We start from the raw sequence: 18,658 nt of genomic DNA, 5'->3' as shown, positions 1-18,658 counted from the left end.
ATCCCGGTGAAGAACGAGCTTCATTCGGCGGAGGAACTGAATAACGGCCACAGCCGCTGACACCGGCTTTTGCAGAAGACGGCGTCTGCGGGCAGCCAGCTCGAAGAAAGGACACCCATGGAACAGCGTGAACTGAGGGTCGGGATCATCGGTTGCGGGATGATCAGCCGAAACCACATCGAGTCGTATCAATCAATGAAACACGTCCGGGTTGTCGCGGTCGCCGACCTGGATCCTGAGGCCTCGGAGAAGGTCGCAGCGACCTACGAGATCCCGGTGAGTGTGGTGGACATTGACCGGATCTGGGACCAGGACCTCGACGTCGTCTCGATCTGCACCCCGCACCCGACGCATGAAGCCTTGGTCCTGGCGGCTGCGGGCCACGGCGTGAACGTGGTGTGCGAGAAGCCAATTTCCATCGATGTGGCCGCGGCCTCTCGCATGGTCGCGGCATGCGAGGAAGCGGGCGTCGAACTCACCGTGCTTTTCCAACGCAGGTTCTGGCCTGCGGCGCAGCAGATCCGGGCGGCCCTCGACGACGGGCCGCTTCAGAACCCGGTACTCGGTCATTGCTCGGTCATGTTGCATCGTGACCCCGAGTACTATTCCCAGGACGACTGGCGAGGCACCTGGCGCACGGATGGCGGCGGCGTCCTGATGACCCAAGCGATCCATTACATCGATCTGTTGCAGTGGTTCATGGGAGATGTTCAAGAAGTCTTCGGCCGGGTGAACACCTACAAGCACGGAACGAATATCGAAGTCGAGGATTCGGCAGTCGCAACCCTCGTGTTCGCCACCGGGGCCATGGCCACGATTCAGGCGAGCACCGCCGCATCTCCCGCCCTGGGGGCCCAAGTGCGCGTTACGGGAAGCAACGGCTCCACCGCGCAGTTGACGGAGTTTCCAGAGGGCACCGATGGTCGCTTGGACATCTGGGGAGAGGGCGAATCGATCACCAGCTTGCTCACGCACCCGGAGAACGTGCCACCCAACGCGTCCCTTTCTGCCATCAACGATCACCTGATTCCCCATCATCGTTCCCAGCTGGAGGATTTCGTCGATGCTCTGCGGCGATCGAGGAAACCCGCGATTACCGGATCCGATTCGGTTCGGGCCTTGAAGATCCTGCTGGCAATCTACGAGTCTGCCCGCACCGGCGCACCCGTGCGATTGAACGAGGAAGCGATCGCAACCCGCGTTCGGGTTCCCGACGATGTCCGTTCAACCACCAATCCAGGAGAAAGGTCATGATGACTTCACACGAAAGCTCTCGCCGAACCCTCGGGTTGGCGGCGCTCTCCTCCCTGACGACTCCCCCGGACGAACTGATTCACTTAGCCTCAGACGCAGGATTCGACGTTGTCGGCATCCGGGTCCAGAAAGTCACGGATGCGGAACCCTCCTACGATCTGAGCCCCGGCTCCCCATTGCGACGCCGATTACTCACGGCGCTGTCCGAAACCGGACTGCGTGTCCTGGACACCGAATTTCTGTTGCTCGACGGAAGCCCGAATCAACAAGAAGTCTGGGAACGAGCGCTGGACCACGCTGCCGGGTTAACAGCCCGAACCTTCACCGTGGCCGCTGCGGACACGGAAGGGAATCGGTTGCGCGACTCTCTGACCGGCATGGTTGAGTACGCCGGGCAGCGCGGCCTCACGGTCACTGTGGAACCGATCAGCTACCAAGCCGTCAACTCTCTGCCTGGTGCTGCTTGCCTCGCCAGGGACACGGGAGCCAAGATCCTCGTCGACACCCTGCACTTGACCCGATTCGGAGCAACCCTCGACGAGCTCGATGCCGTCTACGACGTCGTCGGTGGAATTCAGCTTGTTGATGGACCGAGGGCAGGGCCTTCGGATCGCCACGGGCTCGTCACGGAGTCACGTTCGGACCGTCTCGCACCAGGGCACGGCGAGTTTCCGCTACGAGATTATTTGGCCCACCTCCCCACGAACCTTCCGGTCAGTGTGGAGTCCTGTTCGGACGACTACGTCCGGCGGCACGGTCCACGGCAGTGGTTGCGCTTCCTGCACGAAAGTACGACCGCGGTCCTCGCCTCGACCGAGAGCCCGAGGGTTTAAAGCCTGCCCCTCTCCACGATCCAACCTCTTGACGCCTAAGGAGACGACTCATGTCCTGCACACCCTCGAACCTGTCTTGCGACGTCCTGGTGATCGGTTCCGGCGCCGGCGGGCTCGCTGCCGCAGTCACTGCCGCATATCACGGAATGAAGGTCATCGTCGCCGAGAAAGATGCCGTGATGGGAGGCGCAACATCCTGGTCGGGCGGGTGGGCATGGACGCCTGGCACACATTTCGCCAAACGCGATGGCCTCGTCGAGGCTCCGGAGCAATTCCGCACCTATCTCAGAAGCGTGATCGGCCGTTATTACCAGTCCGACAACATCGACGCATTCATCGACGCCGCTCCGCGCATGGTGGAATTCTTCGAGAAGAAGACACGACTCCAATGGACTCCCGGAGCCAAGATCAAGGACATTTACGGAGAATTGCCCGGAGCGGGCACCGCGCACCGCTCGGTGGGCCCCAAACCGTGGAATGCACGCAACATCGACCCCGATTTGCTGAAGAAATTGCGGCACCAAAAATATGAAACATCCTTCCTCGGAATGGGCATCATGGCCGGACCGGACCTTTCTCAGTTCTTGGCCGCTTCCCAATTCAGCCCACAAGGGTGGCTTCACTCGGCCAAGCGGGTACTCCCCCACATGTGGGATCTTCTCGCTCACCGCCGAAATATGCAGTTGGTGAATGGAACCGCACTAATCGGACGCCTCGCCCAATCCGGTGCCGACCTGGGAGTCGAGTACCTGGTCAACACCGAGGGCCTGATGCTGATGACCGAGGACGGCCGTATCCGCGGCGCGAAGGTTCGGGGCCCCGAAGGAGTATTCACGATCAGCGCAAGCTCCGGCGTCGTCCTGGCCACTGGCGGTTTCCCCCAGAACGTCGAACTCCGCAAAGAACTATTTCCCGGTACGCCCTCTGGCCACGAACACCACTCCCTTGCGCCGGAGGCGTGCACCGGGGACGGCCTGAAGCTGGCACAAAGTGTAGGGGGAGCCTTTGCCAAGAACCTCGCCTCTCCGGCCGCTTGGTGTCCCGTCTCGCTCGTTCCCTACGCCAACGGAACCACAGGCATATTCCCTCACATCATGGATCGCGCCAAACCCGGGTCGATCGGTGTGCTGCGAAACGGCAAGAGGTTCGTCAACGAGGCGAACGGTTATTACGACTACGTGGATGCCATGTTCAAGACCGTTCCTGAAGGGGAACCGGTCCAGTCCTGGCAGATCGCGGATTCACGATTCGTCCGGAAGTACCCGCTCGGGATGGCCAAACCACTGCCCATTCCGCTGACCCCATACCTCCGTAGCGGCTATCTGATCCGGGGGAAGACCCTCGAAGAGCTCGCGCAGAAATGCGGGATCGACCCTGTCAATCTCGAGGAGACGGTCGGTGCTTTCAACCGTGCGGCCCGCCGTGGTCAAGACCCCGAGTTCCACCGCGGAAAGACAGAATTCAATCGGTACGGTGGAGACCCAAAGGTCCAGCCCAACCCAAGTCTCGCGCCGATCGAGAAGGGACCGTTCTATGCGGTCAAAGTCGTCCCCGGCAGCTTCGGAACTTTCGACGGTATTGCAGCCGATGGGCATGGAAATGTCCTGGACGAAGACGGTACGGCTATCCCGGGTCTCTACACCGCCGGCAACGACCGCGCCTCGATCATGGGCGGTTTCTACCCCGCGGGAGGCACCAATTTGGGCCCGGCGTTGACTTTCGGATATGTAGTGGGTCGAGAATTGTCCGGTGCCTCCGCCTATGAGGTCGCTGCGGCCGAGTCGGAGCTGTGAGCTCGGGTGCCCGAAGCCTGGCGGTCGAATGAGCGAACCGCGCCGAGTGGCTCCCCGATCTACCAGCGGTCGGCACGCCCGAGTGAGAGCCGGGTCTCAAGCGCACTGGAATCGGTGGCCCCTGCTGAGGCGGCGAGGCGTTCGAAAAGTGCGAATAACCAAGCTTTCTGCTCAATGGCCACCTTGCGTGCAGGGTCGAGCGGATCGGGCCCAGAAGAACCTCCGGCTACGAGGCCATGGCCGCAAACTGACATACTCGAGGCAGAAGACCAACCGTGAATGCATAAAGGGATCCGATGTTTGACGACAGCCAACTCCAATCGGGTGCGCGCGGCGTACTGAACGCCTTGCGGACCGGAACCGAAACGGCATGGATCCAACCACCGGAAACCATCCCGTGCCCAGAAGAGACGAGCGAGGCCGCCGAGTCTTTCGGGAGTACATCAGCACCGGCCCCGTCGTCGGGCCCCGCAACTGTCCCCTCCCCGACTGACTTGGCCGAAGCCGCCGAGCGCTTTCGCTGGTACGCACCACTGGTCCGAGAGATGTTTGCGGAGACCAAACAGTGGAACGGAATCATCGAGTCGAGGCTTCTGAGCGTCGGAGACTTGCAGGAGGCATTGCATCCGGTTCTCGGCTCAAGAATCCCAGGGAATTTGTGGGTCAAGTGCGACAACGAGTTGCCCGTAACCGCTTCGGTCAAGTCTCGCGGAGGCATCCACGAAGTCTTTGCTCTGGGCCACCGTGTGCTGCAAAGACACGGTCTCCCGCTGAGCGAGGGGGCCCTTCAATTCATGGATCCCCACATTCGCGAGATCGTTTCCGGATACCGCTTGGTGGTCGGATCCACGGGCAACCTGGGGTTATCCATCGGGCTCATGGGTCGGACTCTGGGGTTCAGCGTGTCCGTGCACATGTCTGCCGATGCCAAGGCCTGGAAGAAGACAAAACTGCGCGAAGCGGGGGCTGAGGTCGTAGAACATGCGGGCAACTTCAGCGTGGCCGTGACCAAGGCACGCGAAACGGCCGAGCTGGAACCCAACGCCTTTTTCATCGACGACGAGAGGTCCCTGGACCTCTTTTTGGGATATGCCGTCTCGGGCGCAAGGGTGGCCGGTCAACTGCGCGCTGCTGCCGTCCACGTGACAGCGGACCAGCCGTTGTTCGTGTATCTGCCCTGCGGGGTGGGCGGCGCGCCGGGTGGAATCACCTACGGGCTCAAACAGGAATTCGGCGAGAACGTACACTGCATCTTCGTTGAGCCGACCCACGCGCCCGCGGTTTTTCTGGGGCGCCTGACCGGGCTTGATGACGGAGTCCACGTCGAGGAAATTGGGCTGGACGGCTCCACCGAGGCGGACGGGCTCGCCGTGCAGCGTCCTTCCGGGTTGGTAGGCCAGGCTATAGGCTCCGAGATCACGGGGTTCGTGACCGTTGACGACGAGGCTTTGATCCGGACCCTCGCCGCTGCCCACCATGCCGAAGGCCTCCGCGTTGAGCCCTCCGCATGCGCCGGCATCGTGGGTGCAACTCGTTTTGCTGCCCTAGACGATTCGACTCTCGGCATTCGCGGCATCACCCGGTCCCAGATCGAGAACGGTACTCACATGGCCTGGCTCACCGGCGGGAACATGATGCCCGATGCCGAGTTCAGCTCACTCGTCGCCCGAGGCTCCAGCCAGGAAATGTAACGTCACCGGGATGCTGCGCGCTTGACGAGGTCATGCGCAGAGGCAGGCTCCGGAACAGCGGACGGTTTCCGCACCGGAGGGCCACCAGTGCGGAATCCGCCATGGGCGGGCAAACCTAGACGGCCTGCGCGGTCAGCGGGATTCGACCACCGGCCAGCACCATCTCTACCTGGCGGTCCGAGAGCCTATGGTGCAGCAACGTCTTGCGACCGCCGATGGTCCCCGTGATGTCGCGGCCGGTTGATAGGGCGTCGTGAAGTCCTTCGAGCACTACCACGTCGTCTTGTGAAGCGGCGTCGTAGTCCGCCGGGTCGTCGAATTCCAGGGCTAGGATGCCGAAGTTGGCAAGATTTTGCCAATGGATCCGCGCGAAGGACTTGGCAATCACGGCACGCAACCCCAGATAGCGAGGGGCAATCACGGCATGCTCGCGGGATGAACCCTGGCCATAGTTGTCTCCTGCGATCACCACATGATCTCCGTCGGCTTGGGCTGCCCTTTCCGGATATGTCGGGTCGATCCGGGTAAAGCTGAACTCCGCGATCTTGGGGATATTACTGCGGTACGGCAGCACGCGCGAACCGGCAGGCATGATCTCGTCCGTCGAGACGTCGTCTTCCATAACCAAAAGCGCTGGAGCCTCGAGTCGATCTTCGAGCGGCTCGAATTCCGGCAGCGATGAGATGTTTGGACCCTTCACAAGCTCAACCTGAAGCGCCTGGTCCTTGTCCAGCGGAGGCAGCAGCATGTCCTCGTTGGCGCTGTACCTCTCGGGCATCTCCGGTCTCGGGTATTCAATGCCGTGACTCTCGGCAAGGGTTCGCGGATCCGTGATTTTCCCGGTCAGGGCCGCGGCTGCCGCCGTCTCCGGGGAGCACAACCACACAGCGTCCTCCTCCGTGCCCGAACGGCCCGGGAAATTGCGTGGCATGGTGCGCAACGAATTCCGGCCACTCGCCGGGGCCTGACCCATACCAATGCATCCCATGCAGCCTGACTGGTGGATACGGGCCCCCGAGGCAACGAGCGAAGTCAACCAGCCACCCGCGATCAGATCCGCGAGCACCTCCCGTGAGGTGGGGTTGGCGTCAACAGAAACCTGCGAGTCTGTTTGCTGACCCTCCAGGATCTCCGCGAAGACCGCAAAATCCCGGAGCCCAGGATTAGCGGAGGATCCGACGACGACCTGGAACGCGTCCTCGTCTCCGACCTCGGCCACCGGAACCACGTTTCCCGGGGAAGAAGGCTTGGCAATGAGCGGTTCCAAGGAGGACAGGTCGATGTGCTCCTCGATGTCGTACGTTGCATCGTCGTCAGCCACGATCCGCTGATAGTCGTCGGCGCGGCCGACTGCGGCGAGGTAATCCCGCACAGCGTCATCGGCCGGGAACACGCTCGTGGTGGCTCCGAGTTCGGCTCCCATATTCGCGATCACGTGCCGGTCCATGGCAGTGAGTCCAGCAAGGCCTGGTCCGTGGTACTCGATCACGCGGCCTACACCGCCCTTCACACCGTGACGACGCAACATCTCCAGGATCACGTCCTTGGCCGAGACCCAGTCGGGCAGCTCGCCAGTCAACTCCACACCCCAAACCTCGGGCATGGTCACGTAGAGCGGTTGACCGGCCATTGCCATCGCGACCTCCAGGCCGCCGACCCCCACCGCGAGCATCCCCAGAGCGCCCGCAGCGCACGTGTGCGAGTCGGAACCGATCATAGTGGCCCCAGGCCGGCCGAAACGAGACTGGTGCACCGGATGCGAAACCCCGTTACCGGCCTTGGAAAACCACAGGCCGAAACGCTGCGCCGCGGACTGCAGGAACAGGTGGTCGTCAGGGTTCTTCTCGTCGGTCTGCAACAGGTTGTGGTCCACGTACTGCACCGACAGCTCGGTCTGGATGCGTTCCAGGCCCATGGCCTCTAATTCGAGCATCACCATGGTGCCCGTGGCGTCCTGGGTAAGGGTCTGGTCAACTTTCAGGGCGATCTCCTCGCCTGGCGTCATCTCCCCCTCGATGAGATGATTCGCGATGAGTTTCTGGGTGACGTTCTGAGACACTATCCTGCCCTCCCGGCTCGAGATGAGCACCGAGTCAACTTTGACCCGGGCCCCTGACCCCAGGCTATGCCCCAGGAAACGAAAGGTTAAGCGCGGATGTCGGACCGTCCCGCCCGCGTCGTGCCCGGGGTCCGGGGCCACTCTGGGTCTTCGCCCCCGCATGAGACATCATATTCCTTTCAAAATTCGCTAGGCTGGGCGATCGTGTGAGGCCGCCGAGACGCGGGACGAGACCGATGCGGGCGATTGAAGCCGAGGAGTGACTGTGCCCACCAAGTATCCGAAACCGAGCCGACGAATCGGCGCCATCTTGGGAATGGTCCTCTTCTATCTCGTGATCTGGTTCGGGCTCGTGCTGCTCGTTGCCGGCCTCGGAATCCATTGGTTCTGGGGTGAGGTCAGTGTTCGACAGATGGCGACCAGCGTCAAGGACGTCGACTTATCGCACGGTTTCGCCAGTGAATGGCTGGGGTTCTTCGGAATCGTCGTCGTCCCGGCGGTCATTACTCTTGCCATTGCGCTTGTCCATCTCCTCCGTATCCGGAAAAGGCGGCTTGGTTCTTGGGATCCGCGTCCGCGGACGACACGTCGTATGACCCGGGCACTCTCCGCGAGCTTGGTCCTGATCCTGATTGTGACCGGAACATCGGTGTTTTCGAGCAGCGTGGGTCTGGCCGATTTCGTCCGCGCGGCGAGTTCCGACATGGACATCGGAGACTACTACGCCGAGCCGGAGATCACCGACTCCACGCACAAACGCAATATCGTGAATATCTATCTCGAATCCGGAGAACAGACCCTGGGCGACGAAAACCTGTTCGAGAAGGATCCCTATGCCCCTCTCGAAGATCGGACGGCAGATTGGCAGAGCGTCGAGAATTATCAGCAGTACGAAGGCGGAGGCTGGACCATGGCCGGGATGGTCTCGACGCAGTGCGGTATCCCGCTCAAGGGAACCAGTTCACCGTGGTACGGCGGTGGGAACACCGCTCCTCCGGACGGCATCGATTCCTACCTCAACGGCACGACGTGCTTGGGTGACGTACTCAAACAACAGGGGTACAAGAACGTGTTCATGGGCGGAGCCGGCGGCGAGTTCGCCAGCAAGGACACGTTCTTGCAAAACCACGGTTTCGACGAGACCAAGGACCTGGCAGATTGGAAGGCTGCCGGTGAGCCGGAGAAGAACTTCCGGGAGGATTGGGGTCTCAGCGACGAGAGACTATTGGACCACGCCAAGGACGAGATCGACCAGTTGCACGCCGATTCCGAAAAGACTGGACAGCCATTCAATCTTTCGACGCTGACTTTGGACACCCACGAACCCACCACGGTATACGACTATTGTCAGGTGGACACGAACAAAAAGCTGACATCGGTCTACCAGTGTTCCATGGAAAAAGTTGTCGACTATGTGAACTACATGGAGGAAAAAGGCTATCTGGACGACACCGCCGTTGTTATCCAGGGAGACCATCTCAAGCACATGGCATCCAGTGATTCCTTCCACAAGGAGCTGGACAAGAACAACAACCGCAGCATCTTCAATCGTGTGTGGGTGCCGGGTGAAGACCGGAATCGTCAGTTGCGTCCCGGTATGGACCAGCTCAGCATGTATCCGACGATGCTCGAGGCCGCCGGCCTGCAATTGAAGGACCATTCGGCAGGGCTGGGCGTCTCCGGATTCACGGACAGTATTCCTCAAGATTCAGCTCAGGCCCTGACCGCTCAGGAATATAGAGAGCTGCTGACGACGCGCTCCAAGAACTTCTACACGAAGGCGTGGGACGGCGAGCACGTCAGGAGCTAGGAACCGCAAAGACGAGCATGTGGGCGGGCGACCGACGCCTGAGGATGAAGCCGACCTTCCGGCAGCTGCGAGGAAAGACGTGAACCCACGGTCGTTCGTCGCACCCCCTGCATCAGCGACGATGAGTCCGTGTCGCCTCGGCGGCGAGCGCAGCTGGGGCGGGGTCGCGGATCGACCATCAGGCCGCGGCAACCCCCGGCAATCGCGTGACCTGCGCTACACCCCGCCGGTAGACCTGAAGCCGAACCCGCACCGCCGCGGGCACCGGAACGTGAGGAGCGAAGATGACGACGCTGGGTGTTCAGATGATGATGCTCAAGGACCGAGTTGCCGTGGAGGGCATGTTCCCTGTCCTGGAGAGGATCAAGGGCCTCGGATACGAGTCGGTCGAGGTCTCCCAGATCCCGATGAACGAGGCGAATACCAACGATCTCGAGCGCGGCGTCCGCGAGCTCGGCCTGAGCGTTGGGGCCCTCTCCGTAGCGCTCAAGAAAACCGCAACGGCCACCGGCGACGCCCTGGACACCGATTTCGAGAAGGTCGTCTCGGACTGCCGGCGGCTCGACGTCTCATTCGTCCGCATCGGGATGATGCCGTTCGATGCGATGGCGTCCAAGGAGGCTTGCGAAGCGTGGGGGCGCGAGTGTGAGAAGGCCGGGCGACGTCTGGCCGCCGAAGGCATCACGCTTTGTTACCACAACCACCACGTGGATCTGGCCCAATTCGACGGCGAGCGCATCTTCGACATCGTTCGGCGTCTCGCCCCGAGTGTGCGATTCGAGGTGGACCTTCATTGGGTGCAGCGCGGAGGCATGAACCCGCTGGACATGCTCAAGGAGTACTCGGGGGTCTGCAAGCTCATCCACGTCAAGGATTATCGGGTGGTCCCGCTGCCTGCGGAGAATATGGCGCTCCTCGAGGACCAAACGCCCGAGGCTCACGCAGAGTTCATGCGCAGATTCGCCCTTCTTCCCCAATTCGCGGAAGTCGGTGCCGGCAATATGAACTGGCCGGAGCTCCTGCCGGCGGCGCTCGAAGCCGGAGCGGAACACTTCTTCGTTGAGCAAGATGAGCTCTACGGACGCGATCCTTTCGACTGCCTCGCCGATTCCAGGGAATACCTCCGCTCGATCGGTTACTGAAGCTTGAGCCCTGACACGGCTATCACGGAAAGGGCCTGCCGATGGTCATCGGCAGGCCCTTTGCAGCGCGTGGCCCGTGCACGTGGCCCACGAGGAGCAGCCCGACTAGCGCTGAGGGTACGTCCCTTCCTCGGCGATGTGCCGATTCAGCAGAGCCAAATGCTCTTCGGTATCGAAATCCAGGGGCACCTCCTCCCCTTTCCACGCGGACAGGTGGATCGCGTTGGCGAGCCGGACCCCGTTGATCCCGTCCGAGCCCGGCGCGAGAAGCGGCGTCCCATCCAGCACGTGGAGCGCGAAGTTCTCCAGGACACCGGTGTGTTGTTCGCCCCATACCGACTCGAATTCGAGGTCCTCCTCCTCGTAGAAATCATGCGGATCGAGCGAACCCTGGAATAGTCCTCGCACCGCCTCCATATCGAGTCCTTTGGAGATCTCCTGCTCGTCGTCGCGCAGGCGGTAGATGTGCGCCTTCTTCGAGCCGTCCACCACGATCTTGCCTTTGTCGCCCAGGATTTCGAGACGGTCCGTGCCCACCAGATCGTGCGTCGCGGTGATGAAGACACCGGTCGTGCCGTTGCCGTAGTCCAGAACGGCGGTCACTTCGTCCTCCACCGGGATGTTCCGTCGGAAACCGAAAGCGGCCTTGGCGAAGACCGAGCGGGGAACCCCGCACATCCACTGCAGCAGATCGAGTTGGTGCGGAGCCTGATTGACCAGGACGCCGCCTCCCTCACCGCCCCAGGTGGCCCGCCACGCGGACTGGTCGTAGTAGCCCTGGGGGCGCCACCACGTGGTGATGATCCAGTTGGTGCGACGCAGGGTGCCGATATCCCCAGCATCAATGACGTCTTTGATTTTGCGGTACAGCGGATTGTTGCGCTGATTGAACATGATCGCGAACGGGACGTCGGGAGTCTCCTTTGCGACCCGGTTGAGCTCGGCCACCTGCTTCGTGTAGACGCCCGCTGGCTTCTCGACCAGCACGGGTGTCCCGTTACGAAGAGCCTCGATTCCCATCTCCGGGTGAAGGTAATGCGGTACGCACGTGACCACGGCGTCGACGTTCCCCGATGCCAGGACGTCGGAATAGCTCGAGAAAGTCGTGACCCCTGGGTGATCTCGCTCGGCCTGTGCGCGGCGCTCAGGGTCCGTGTCGCAGACCGCACCGATTCTCATGTGCGGCACGCGGCCTTCGGCAATGAATGTCGCATAAGTGGAACCTTGCGCGCCGTATCCGATGATGCCGAGGCGAACCGTGTCTTGGGTTCCCGTGGATGTCATGTGTGTCTTCTTTCTATTTCTCGGTCTGTTGTGATGTCGTCTCCGGAACCGGTTCGCCGTGATTGTCGTTTCCGGACTCCGTGCCCTGCGCGGCGTCCGTGTCGGGCGGAACAACGGCTCGTCCGTCGGACATCGCGAGTTTCATCTGTTTGCGCGTCTCGTTCTCCTCCACGATCCGGCTGAACAACGTATCGGTCAACGGATAGCGAAGCATCACGAAGAAAGCGATCAAACATAGGACTGCCGGCAGAATCCCCGCGGTCAGCCGGATGCCCAAGACAGCGTGATCGGACTGCACCGCGGCGCCTCCCACGTATCCGGTCAAGCCGATCAGCCCCGCCGCGGCGGCACCGCCGAATGCCTGGCCCAGTTTCCGGACAAACGAGAAAACAGCGTATGTGGTGCCCTCGGTGCGGCGACCGGTTTTCCACTCGCCGTACTCGACAGTGTCCGCTTCCATGGCCCACATCAGCGTGTTGAGCAACCCGACACCAAGGCCCAGGAAGAAGAATGCGACGCACGCGAGCCAGGGCATGGACGGCGGGCACAGGAACACCAGGATCCCTCCGAGCATGAAAGCGACGGCTCCGGACAAGTAAACGAAGCGTTTGCCGTACCGCGCGACGGCGCGTCCGATGAATGGCGCGGCAACAAAGATCGACGCGGTCTGGATGAGCGTGAGAATCGAGAACAAGCCCGCGTTGCCCATGACGTCGCGAGCGAAGTAAATGCCCATTGTCTGCAGCGATACGTGGGAGGTCAGAACGATGATCGAACCAACGGACAGCCAAATCAGCGCCTTGTTCTTGGCCAGTACAACCACGGCCTGCTTCAGGCTGACCTGATCCTCCGGTGGGCGCACCACACGTTCTTTGGCGGTCAAGAACGTGAAGACGTACAGGGCGACGCCCAACACCACGAAGACCAGGGTGATCGTGGTCAACGATCCCTGCAGGCCCGTGGTTGCGTCGTGGGCCGCCGCGGCCTTGGCCGCGGACAGCTGCGCATCCGTTGCGTTCTCCTCGCCGCCTAGTGCGGACACCTTGTCCTGATACAGGTTCGCCGCGCTGAAGCGTTGTACGAGCGGGGCCACGACGATAGCAATCAACATGACCGCGACCTGGGAACCGATGGTTCGAAAGGTCGCGAGCTTTGCACGCTCGACGGGCGCCTGGGTCATCGCCGAGGCGAGCGAGCCGTACGGGATGTTGACCATGGAATAGAACATCATCATGATTCCGTAGGACAGATATGCCCAGAACAGCTTCATCGTGAGGCTGTCCGCTTCCGGAAGCGAGAAGACCCATACCGAGGTCAGCATGAGCGGTAGGCAGGACCAGAGGATCCATGGACGGAATTTGCCCCACCGGCTGACCGTTTTGTCCACCCAGCGCCCGACGACGATGTCCCCGATCCCGTCCCAGATGCGGACAATCAGGAAGATCGGGGCAGCATAAGCGGCCGGTATACCGACGACGTCCGTGTAGTAGAGCAGCAGGAACGTGCTGACCATGTTGAACGCGAGATTGTTGCCCGCGTCGCCGGCCGCATAACCCAGGAAGGACCGCAGCGGGAGTTTTTGGGTTGCGCCTTTCGAGGGGGCCGTAGCGGTCGACGCTTCGGTCTCGGAAACGGATGGGTGTGACATCGTTGTCATCCTTCGCTGTCAAAAAAGTGTCGCAAGCCACAAGTGGCCGTTGCTTTCCTACATCCTGGGGCCGGCCGCTCCTGCGAACTAGTGGTTGCCATTTGTTGTCGTCGCCGCTTCCCACGTCAGATCTGTGATCCAGGCAACAAATGGCAACCGATTGTCGCGCGTTCCCGGTTAGGCCAGGCTGGAGACCGGAAGACGTCACTCAATGAGGAGAAGTACATGTGGACTCTGTCTGGATTTGTCGACGAAATCTCGCCGGATTTCGAAACCCAGTGCGCCCATGCGCGCTCCTTGGGGCTCGAATACATCGAGTTCCGCAGCGCATGGGATACCAATGTTCTGGACCTTGACGACCAGCAGCTCGAGCAAGCGGTGGAAATCCTCGATCGACACGGACTCAAGGTCTCGAGCATCGGCTCACCGATCGGCAAGATCGGAATCCACGACCCCATCGACCCCCACCTCGAGCGTGCTCGGCAAGCGGTCGACGTCGCTCACGTCTTTGGCGCGCCGTTCGTGCGCATCTTCTCCTTCTTCATGCCCGACGGCGAGGATCCGGACGGCCATCGGGACAAGGTCGTCGAACGCATGCGGGCACTCGCCGACGTCGCCGAGGAAGGCGGCGTGACCTTCTTGCACGAAAACGAGAAGAAGATCTACGGCGACATCCCGCGTCGGTGCGCGGACATCCTTGAGAGCGTCGGCTCACCGCGGCTCCGGGCGGCGTGGGACTCCGCGAACTTCGTGCAGTGCGGTCTGCGCCCCTACTCCGAGGGTTATGCCCAGATCCGCCCGTATCTTGAGTATGTGCAAGTCAAGGACGCGCACCTGTCCGACGGCGAAGTGGTCGTGACCGGCGAGGGCGACGGCGAGCTGCGCGAGACCCTGGATGCCCTGGTCGCGGACGGATTCGACGGGTTCTTCTCACTCGAACCGCATCTGTCCACAACGCACGAGCTCGGAGGCTTCTCCGGACCCGAACTGTTCACCGAGGCACACACGGCTTTCACGAACCTGCTCAAGGAGAAGGGGATCCGGTACCAGTGACTCTTCGTGCCTTGATTGTCGGCTACGGTTCCGTGAGCGCTGTGCACGCCGAGGCGCTCACGTCCATGCCCAACGCCCGCATCGTGGGCGTGTGCGACGTGAACCCGGAGCGGAGGACGGCAGCCGAACTCGAACTCGGGGTGCCCACCGCCCAATCCGTCGGTGACGCACTCCAGAGTTTCACCCCCGACGTCGTACACGTCACGACACCCCATGGTCAGCACGAGCCCGTGATTCTCGAGGCATTGCGAGCCGGGTGCGACGTGCTGACCGAGAAACCGCTCAGTTCCGATTTGGCTAGTGCGGAGAGGATTGCTGAGACCGCCAGGACCCCGGGCCTCGGCCGTGCCGGACGTCGGCCGCGCGTCGGCGTGTGCTTCCAGAATCGTTACAACCTCTCGGCACGGGCTATGAAAGAGGTCGTGGAGGTCGGCGAATTCGGCGCGATCAAAGGAGCCGTGGCGACCGTCGCATGGCACCGTCCGCCCGAGTACTACACCGACAAACCGTGGCGCGGCACATGGTCCGGAAGCGGTGGCGGGCTGCTGATCAACCAAGCAATCCATACGGTGGATTTGCTCCAGTGGATTATGGGTCCCGTGGTCGACGTACGCGGGCGAGTCGGCACCGATGCCTTGAACGAAATCATTGAGGTCGAGGACACGGCAGCCTTGACCCTGACTCATGAGTCCGGCGTGCGGAGCGTCCTCATGGCAACCAATGCAGCCCCAGCGAATCTCCCCGTGACCATGGACGTCGTCATGGAGCGAGGACAGATGCGGTCCGGAACCGAACTATTGATTACGGGGGAAGGCACGCCGGACAAAGTGGTCAAGGAGCGCCTTCCATCGGACCGGTCCAAGGCATATCTGGGATCCTCCCACGTCGAACTCATCAGGGATTTCTACGAGGGTTTCGAGGCCGGCGAGAAATTCTGGATCGACCCGGACGAAGCGATGAATTCATTGCGCATCGTGAAGGCCGCCTACGACGGCGCCGGCGGATTCCCCGAGAGGGCCGGACGGGAATTGGACTCAACCAACCCTTATCTGGTGTGAAACCGTACGGCATCGCCGGCCTGGAATGTGCTGCCCAGAACCTTTCCGTACGCGGCGAACGCATCTGCATTAAGAGCGTGGTTCATCGGTTCTCCTGAACAAGTATTTGGGGCAGTCACTCCAGTTTGTTCCCCGCAAGGTCCTCAGCCGACGGGCTCAGGCATCGGCTCCACGGCATATGCGAGTTCGATCGTGTTGCCGTTGGTCGGGTCCGTGAGGCGTACGCGCCACTTCGAGGCGAACTGGTCGACACCGGGGGCCATGGGGATCGTGCCTGAAATGAGGACAGTCCCGGGATGGGCATATCCCTTTTCCCGAAGCTGCTCGAGCCAATGCTCCGGAGGAAGGAGCTCAGCGAAGCTGCCGTCCTGAATCCGTGTCTCCTCGCCCGTGGAGTCGGCAACCCATGCCTCGATCCGGATGTCGTCGATGTGGTCCGCGACGTCGTCGAGGCGCCAAGCCTTCTTCGCAAGAACATCCGGCGAGGCGTTCTTGCTCCACGCCACGCCGTAAGTCTCAAGGTCGCGGTCGGTCTGGTCGCATGCGGCGGTGATGAGCACTCCCCCATCCGTCACAACAATGGCCCATTCGGCCTCACCGGAAGACTTTCCGCGCTGCACCGCGACGGTTTCCGTCTGCTGCGCGAGATACGGCGAGACCGGGTAGAGCGCAGGGATGGCCGCGGGGACGGGAACGCCCAGTTCGGCGAGTTCATCGATGTGTGCTTGTACGGAAGACTGATCGCGTCCGGCGTATCCCGCGTTGAACAGGCGAGTGACTTCGACGTCGGTGGTCGACCCATCGGGGAGTTCGAATCTGAGCATTGGTGGCCTACTTCCTTCTCGGGTAACCGCGACCGATCGGACGGGGTTGTCTCATTGTATACAACCAGTATAACGTTGACGCAATCATTGCGTGTGAAGCGTCACACGGCACCGACACGAAAGGCAGTCATGAGCACATCGACAATTGCCCGTCCACCTGTCACCAAGAAAGACCTCGTCAAGGCATTCGCCGCGAGTCTCAGTGGCACGACGCTCGAGTGGTATGACTTCGCGATCTATTCGGCGGCAGCCGCGATCGTACTTCCGGTACTCTTCTTTCCCACGGGCGATCCGATGGTCGGCGTTCTCCTCGCTTTCTCGACCTACGCTGTCGGGTACGTCTCCCGCCCGCTCGGCGGGATCGTCTTCGGGCGTCTCGGTGACAAGGTCGGCCGCAAGAAGGTCCTCGTGTGGACTCTGGTCCTGATCGGCGCCTCGACATTCCTCATCGGGCTGCTGCCTACGTACCAAAGCATCTCGTTCTTCGCCCCGCTCATCCTCGTGCTCCTGCGGTTTGCGCAGGGTGTGGGCGTCGGGGGCGAATGGGGTGGCGCTGTCCTGCTCTCCAGCGAATACGGCGACCCGCGCTACCGCGGTTTCTGGTCCTCCGCCGCGCAGATCGGCCCACCGGCCGGAAATCTCCTCGCCAACGGTGTCTTCGCGAGCCTCACCCTGCTGTTGTCAGAGGACGCGTTCTTCGCCTGGGGGTGGCGGGTGGCCTTCCTCATCTCCGCTGTGCTCGTCCTCTTCGGACTGTGGATCCGTCTCAAGCTCGAGGACACCCCTGTCTTCAAGGCCGTGGAAAAGTCCGGACAGCGTGCGGAGAAGCCCATTTCCGAACTCTTCCGAGACGAGCTGCGGCCTCTGATTGCGGCCGTTCTCTCCCGCATCGGCCCCGACGTCACGTACGCACTGTTCACCGTCTTCACCCTCACCTACGGCACCCTCGTCCTCGATCTCGACCGAACGACCGTCCTCGGCGCAGTGATGTTCGGTTCCGCATTCCAGATCGTGTGCATTCCGCTGGCCGGATACGTCTCCGACCTGATCAACCGGCGTCTGCTCTATGGGATTTCGGCCGTCGGCACGGTCGTGTGGACGTTCGTCTTCTTCTCCCAACTGCAGGCCGGCAGCGCGCTGTGGATGTACATCGGCATTCCCATCGGGCTGTTCTTTCACTCGCTCATGTACGGCCCCCAGGCGGCATTCGTCGTCGAGCAATTCTCTCCGCGGCTGCGATACACCGGCTCATCGCTCGCCTACACCATCGCCGGTGTGCTCGGTGGAGCGATCGCGCCGATGATGTTCACGCTGCTCCTCGATACGACGGGCACTTGGGCGTGGGTTGCCGTTTACCTGGCCGGAACGTGTGTCCTCACGATCATCGGGCTACTGCTCGGACGCGACAACAACGTCCAGGAAGATCTCGATCACCTCGAAAAAGTACAGGCGAGCACTGCCGATGCCTGAGATCGAAACCAATGGCCAGCACGGCAACCTGGCGGAAATCTCAGGGGATCGGGGTTTCGTGGAGCAGAAGGCACTGCGTCCGTTCAATGTGGTGCCGGATCGCGACTTCGGTCTCTGCTGCGTCACCGGCGCGCAGGGCCTCAAGGATACGCGTATGCTCCTCGAGCACTTCGGCAGGACGCTGCGAGCTGGTCCACGTCGCCGAGATACCGAATCGCACATGCATCACCCGGAGGCGGGTGTAGAAATCCGACATCACTCTGTTCCCGGGGGCGTCCACCATCGCCGCATGAAACCGCTGATCTATAGAGATGAAGTCCGGGACCGTCTCCGAGGAGACCTGAAGATTCGCCTGTTGTTCCAGGAGGTCGGACATGGTTTCGAAGGGCACTCGGCCGGAGGCGAGAACCTGGCGGGCCGCCTCGAGCTCAATGAGGGTACGCATTTCCATCGTCTCCCGGATTGCCCGATCATCGCTCGGACGCACGTAGGCACCTCGATGGGTAATGAGTTCCACGAGTCCGTCGGAGGCAAGCATGATGAGCGCCTCGCGGATGGGAGTGCGGGAGAGCCCGAACTTGTCGACGAGATCTCCCTCATTGAGAAAGGTTCCTTGCACGGACGGGTCGGTCAGAACGAGATCACGCAGACGATCGTAGGCGTTCTGGCGTGCTGTGGGTCCCGTTAACTTCTGCATGATTCACAAGCCTACCGGTACCGGACCATGACGAACCCGGTG

Annotated in this window: 14 protein-coding genes; 9 read left to right on the top strand and 5 right to left on the bottom strand. The window is 61.7% G+C overall.

Going from position 1 to position 18,658, the window contains the following annotated elements; translation table 11 throughout:
• The first annotated feature begins 117 nt into the window (after positions 1 to 117).
• The 4 genes from EWR20_RS04960 to EWR20_RS04945 all read left to right on the top strand — a co-directional run bounded on the left by EWR20_RS04960 (position 118) and on the right by EWR20_RS04945 (position 5,571).
• Positions 118 to 1,254 carry a Gfo/Idh/MocA family protein gene (locus EWR20_RS04960; RefSeq protein ID WP_129359542.1) on the top strand — a complete coding sequence of 379 codons (1,137 nt, stop codon included), beginning with the start codon at positions 118 to 120 and terminating at the stop codon, positions 1,252 to 1,254.
• Positions 1,251 to 2,087, top strand: coding sequence for a sugar phosphate isomerase/epimerase family protein (locus tag EWR20_RS04955; RefSeq protein WP_129359541.1), 837 nt, complete (start codon positions 1,251 to 1,253; stop codon positions 2,085 to 2,087). The genes EWR20_RS04960 and EWR20_RS04955 overlap by 4 nt, the downstream gene beginning before the upstream one ends.
• 50 nt (positions 2,088 to 2,137) lie before the next feature.
• Positions 2,138 to 3,880, top strand: a complete 1,743-nt coding sequence (locus EWR20_RS04950; protein WP_129359540.1) for an FAD-dependent oxidoreductase — start codon at positions 2,138 to 2,140, stop codon at positions 3,878 to 3,880.
• A gap of 296 nt (positions 3,881 to 4,176) precedes the next feature.
• A complete protein-coding gene (locus tag EWR20_RS04945; protein ID WP_129359539.1) occupies positions 4,177 to 5,571 on the top strand; it encodes a D-serine ammonia-lyase in 1,395 nt (464 codons plus the stop codon).
• A gap of 115 nt (positions 5,572 to 5,686) precedes the next feature.
• On the opposite strand, the gene EWR20_RS04940 is transcribed toward EWR20_RS04945, so the two are convergent.
• On the bottom strand, positions 5,687 to 7,630 hold the full coding sequence (locus EWR20_RS04940; protein ID WP_129359538.1) for an aconitate hydratase: 1,944 nt from the start codon (positions 7,628 to 7,630) through the stop codon (positions 5,687 to 5,689).
• Between the two features lie 265 nt (positions 7,631 to 7,895).
• Here EWR20_RS04940 and EWR20_RS04935 point away from each other — a divergent pair, with 265 nt between their 5' ends.
• Both EWR20_RS04935 and EWR20_RS04930 read left to right on the top strand, forming a co-directional pair.
• Positions 7,896 to 9,440, top strand: a complete 1,545-nt coding sequence (locus tag EWR20_RS04935; protein ID WP_238147591.1) for a sulfatase-like hydrolase/transferase — start codon at positions 7,896 to 7,898, stop codon at positions 9,438 to 9,440.
• Positions 9,441 to 9,724: 284 nt separating this feature from the next.
• A complete protein-coding gene (locus EWR20_RS04930; protein ID WP_129359537.1) occupies positions 9,725 to 10,582 on the top strand; it encodes a sugar phosphate isomerase/epimerase family protein in 858 nt (285 codons plus the stop codon).
• A gap of 105 nt (positions 10,583 to 10,687) precedes the next feature.
• Here EWR20_RS04930 and EWR20_RS04925 read toward each other — a convergent pair whose 3' ends face one another.
• Both EWR20_RS04925 and EWR20_RS04920 read right to left on the bottom strand, forming a co-directional pair.
• Complete coding sequence (locus EWR20_RS04925) at positions 10,688 to 11,866, bottom strand: Gfo/Idh/MocA family protein (protein WP_129359536.1); 1,179 nt, start codon at positions 11,864 to 11,866, stop codon at positions 10,688 to 10,690.
• A 13-nt stretch (positions 11,867 to 11,879) separates the two neighbouring features.
• Positions 11,880 to 13,514 (bottom strand): glycoside-pentoside-hexuronide (GPH):cation symporter, encoded by a 1,635-nt coding sequence (locus tag EWR20_RS04920; RefSeq protein ID WP_165000958.1) that lies wholly within the window; start codon positions 13,512 to 13,514, stop codon positions 11,880 to 11,882.
• A gap of 225 nt (positions 13,515 to 13,739) precedes the next feature.
• On the opposite strand from EWR20_RS04920, the gene EWR20_RS04915 reads away from it, so the two are divergent.
• Both EWR20_RS04915 and EWR20_RS04910 read left to right on the top strand, forming a co-directional pair.
• On the top strand, positions 13,740 to 14,567 hold the full coding sequence (locus EWR20_RS04915) for a sugar phosphate isomerase/epimerase family protein (RefSeq protein ID WP_129359534.1): 828 nt from the start codon (positions 13,740 to 13,742) through the stop codon (positions 14,565 to 14,567).
• Positions 14,564 to 15,625 (top strand): Gfo/Idh/MocA family protein, encoded by a 1,062-nt coding sequence (locus tag EWR20_RS04910; protein WP_238147590.1) that lies wholly within the window; start codon positions 14,564 to 14,566, stop codon positions 15,623 to 15,625. Before EWR20_RS04915 ends, EWR20_RS04910 begins: the two co-directional genes overlap by 4 nt.
• A 143-nt stretch (positions 15,626 to 15,768) precedes the next feature.
• Here the strand turns inward: EWR20_RS04910 and EWR20_RS04905 are convergent, their stop codons facing one another.
• Positions 15,769 to 16,449, bottom strand: a complete 681-nt coding sequence (locus EWR20_RS04905; RefSeq protein ID WP_129359533.1) for a DUF2848 domain-containing protein — start codon at positions 16,447 to 16,449, stop codon at positions 15,769 to 15,771.
• Positions 16,450 to 16,578: 129 nt separating this feature from the next.
• Here EWR20_RS04905 and EWR20_RS04900 point away from each other — a divergent pair, with 129 nt between their 5' ends.
• The gene (locus EWR20_RS04900; RefSeq protein ID WP_129359532.1) at positions 16,579 to 17,919 is read left to right on the top strand and encodes an MFS transporter; all 1,341 of its coding nucleotides are present in this window, start codon (positions 16,579 to 16,581) and stop codon (positions 17,917 to 17,919) included.
• A 40-nt stretch (positions 17,920 to 17,959) separates the two neighbouring features.
• On the opposite strand, the gene EWR20_RS04895 is transcribed toward EWR20_RS04900, so the two are convergent.
• Entirely contained in the window at positions 17,960 to 18,616 is a 657-nt protein-coding gene (locus EWR20_RS04895) for a GntR family transcriptional regulator (protein ID WP_129359531.1), read from the bottom strand.
• Positions 18,617 to 18,658: the final 42 nt, after the last annotated feature.

Origin of the sequence: Rothia uropygioeca (genome assembly GCF_004136585.1) — a bacterium.
GTDB lineage: Bacteria > Actinomycetota > Actinomycetes > Actinomycetales > Micrococcaceae > Rothia.
The sequence above is the reverse complement of the archived record's forward strand: the minus strand, read 5'-3'. Positions and strand labels throughout refer to the sequence as shown.

Coding starts and splice junctions, on each gene's coding strand:
- EWR20_RS04960 (WP_129359542.1), top strand. CDS start 118: ATGGAACAGCGTGAACTGAGGGTCGGGATCATCGGTTGCGGGATGATC.
- EWR20_RS04955 (WP_129359541.1), top strand. CDS start 1,251: ATGATGACTTCACACGAAAGCTCTCGCCGAACCCTCGGGTTGGCGGCG.
- EWR20_RS04950 (WP_129359540.1), top strand. CDS start 2,138: ATGTCCTGCACACCCTCGAACCTGTCTTGCGACGTCCTGGTGATCGGT.
- EWR20_RS04945 (WP_129359539.1), top strand. CDS start 4,177: ATGTTTGACGACAGCCAACTCCAATCGGGTGCGCGCGGCGTACTGAAC.
- EWR20_RS04930 (WP_129359537.1), top strand. CDS start 9,725: ATGACGACGCTGGGTGTTCAGATGATGATGCTCAAGGACCGAGTTGCC.
- EWR20_RS04925 (WP_129359536.1), bottom strand. CDS start 11,866: ATGACATCCACGGGAACCCAAGACACGGTTCGCCTCGGCATCATCGGA.
- EWR20_RS04920 (WP_165000958.1), bottom strand. CDS start 13,514: ATGTCACACCCATCCGTTTCCGAGACCGAAGCGTCGACCGCTACGGCC.
- EWR20_RS04915 (WP_129359534.1), top strand. CDS start 13,740: ATGTGGACTCTGTCTGGATTTGTCGACGAAATCTCGCCGGATTTCGAA.
- EWR20_RS04905 (WP_129359533.1), bottom strand. CDS start 16,449: ATGCTCAGATTCGAACTCCCCGATGGGTCGACCACCGACGTCGAAGTC.
- EWR20_RS04900 (WP_129359532.1), top strand. CDS start 16,579: ATGAGCACATCGACAATTGCCCGTCCACCTGTCACCAAGAAAGACCTC.
- EWR20_RS04895 (WP_129359531.1), bottom strand. CDS start 18,616: ATGCAGAAGTTAACGGGACCCACAGCACGCCAGAACGCCTACGATCGT.